Source organism: Arthrobacter sp. KBS0703 (genome assembly GCF_002008315.2).
Taxonomy (GTDB): Bacteria; Actinomycetota; Actinomycetes; order Actinomycetales; family Micrococcaceae; genus Arthrobacter.
Genome location: NZ_MVDG02000024.1, coordinates 1 through 1,834 on the forward strand (window position 1 = coordinate 1; position 1,834 = coordinate 1,834).

Consider the following 1,834-nt stretch of genomic DNA (forward strand, 5'->3'; position numbering starts at 1 on the left):
CTGTCTCTTATACACATCTAGATGTGTATAAGAGACAGCTGCTGGTGTTCGCCGCGATCGTCCTGGCCCTGGTGACCACAGCCTTCGCCTGGCCGGCCGCCGTCGCGATCTTCGGCTGGATACTCGCCGGCGGCGGCATGGGACTGATGTACCCGCGGCTGAGCGTCATGACCCTCGCCCTCTCCACGCCGGACACGGAAGGCTTCAACAGCTCGGCGATGTCCATCTCCGATTCCCTCGGCGGGGCCCTTGCGCTCGCCACCACCGGGATCGTGTTCACCGCGCTGACGACAACGGCGGCCTCCTTCGCCGGGGTCTTCGCCCTGACGGCGGTGATCGCCGCAGCCGGGGTCGCCATCGCGCCGCGGGTTGCGGACTGAGGCTCGGGCCGGGGACCGGCGCCGGCGTTTGCGGGCTGGCACCGGCGTTTCAGAGGCGCGGCAGGACCCTGTAGTAGAGGTGGGTGACGGCGTCGCCCTGGATCGCCCTGGTCTGCTCCAGTTTCACCGGCGCCGCGGCGAGGTTGTCGAAAAAGCGGATCCCCTCGCCCAGCAGCCAGGGCGCCAGGTTGACCCGGATCTCGTCCACGAGCCCGGCGTCGATGGCCTGCCGGATGACGTCGGGACCGGCCAGGCCCACATCCTTGTCGCCGGCGAGCGCCGTCGCGGCCTTGACCGCGTCGGCGAACCCGGTGGTGACGAACGTGTACGGGATTCCCTCGCGGGGCCAGCCGTCCGGAACGGAGTGGCTGAGCACCACGATGGGGCAGCTGATGGGGTGCTGCCCGTCCCAGCCGTGCGTGATGTCGAAAATCCTGCGGCCCACCAGCAGGGCGCCCGCGGTGGACATGGTGCGGCGCAGGTGCTCTGCGCTCGCCTCCGTGACGTGCCAGGTCATGTCCGGCCGGGCGGTGGGCACGGCCACCGGCCCGTTGCTGTACCAGTCGAAGAGGCCGTTCACGGAGTCGTCCGGGAGGGCGATGTAGCCGTCCAGGGACATCGTCATTTCAGCGACAAGCCTTGCCATGGATCCACACTCCTAGCGTCGGCATTTAGGGGAGATCGGCTTTTAGTCGGCGGCCTTCAGCCGGGTGGCGCGGAGGACGGCGTCGGCGAGGATGGCCACCTGCCCGTCGGGGCCGGTGGCTTCCCGTTCCCGGCTTTCCGCCACCTCCACGCTCCACTCAGGCGGCGCGATGCCGAGTTCGGCCACCAGCTGCTCAGCGGTGAAATACCTCTGCGTTCCCAGGTGGCTGTCGGTGTCGTGGCTGCCCGCTGCATGCCTGGCCCACGGCGGCAGGCCGTCCGGGTGGTGCCCCACCACAAGCAGCGTCCCGCCCGGCCGCACGGCGTCCGCGGCAATCCGGTGTGACCGCTGCCAGGGCATTTCCGTGGAGTGCAGGAATTGTGCGGAGACGAGGTCGAACCGCTCCTCGGGTACCCATGTTTCCAGGTTCCGCTGCAGCCACGTGACGCGGTGGCCGGACCTTGAGTCTGCCGCGTGGGCGGCCGCCCGTTCCAGCGCGACGGCGGACACATCCACCGCGGTCACCGTCCAGCCGTGCTCCTGTCTCTTATACACATCTAGATGTGTATAAGAGACAGTGCTGACCGTCATCACGGGATCGCTGGAGGAGTTCAGCACCAACGTGGTCTCCCGGCTGAAGGACATTGACGGCCTGCTCAAATACCAGACGTCACTGTGCACGAGGCTGCACGCCGGTGGTGATTCCTGGCGGCTGAACGTGCTGAGCCGTGTGCAGCAGGCATCCTTCAGGGCACTCGCGAAACCCGGGCCCGCGGAGCCCGAGCGTCCCGACGCCGTGCAGGCGCCG

At 68.3% G+C, this 1,834-nt stretch carries 2 protein-coding genes and 2 pseudogenes; 2 read left to right on the forward strand and 2 right to left on the reverse strand.

The window, feature by feature from the left end; genetic code table 11:
* Nucleotides 1-380 (forward strand): annotated as a pseudogene (locus B1A87_RS22610) (hypothetical protein); the annotation flags it as partial.
* 49 nt (nt 381-429) lie between these two features.
* Here the strand turns inward: B1A87_RS22610 and B1A87_RS22615 are convergent.
* On the reverse strand, nt 430-1,026 hold the full coding sequence (locus B1A87_RS22615; protein ID WP_078027027.1) for a dihydrofolate reductase family protein: 597 nt from the start codon (nt 1,024-1,026) through the stop codon (nt 430-432).
* Between the two features lie 42 nt (nt 1,027-1,068).
* Nucleotides 1,069-1,617 (reverse strand): cyclopropane-fatty-acyl-phospholipid synthase family protein, encoded by a 549-nt coding sequence (locus tag B1A87_RS22620; protein ID WP_260681137.1) that lies wholly within the window; start codon nt 1,615-1,617, stop codon nt 1,069-1,071.
* Between B1A87_RS22620 and B1A87_RS22625 the strand changes: the two are divergent.
* Nucleotides 1,604-1,834: pseudogene (locus B1A87_RS22625) on the forward strand (Lrp/AsnC family transcriptional regulator); the annotation flags it as partial. The gene B1A87_RS22620 and the pseudogene B1A87_RS22625 sit on opposite strands and share 14 nt — an antisense overlap.

Coding starts and splice junctions, on each gene's coding strand:
- B1A87_RS22615 (WP_078027027.1), bottom strand. CDS start 1,026: ATGGCAAGGCTTGTCGCTGAAATGACGATGTCCCTGGACGGCTACATC.
- B1A87_RS22620 (WP_260681137.1), bottom strand. CDS start 1,617: ATGACGGTCAGCACTGTCTCTTATACACATCTAGATGTGTATAAGAGA.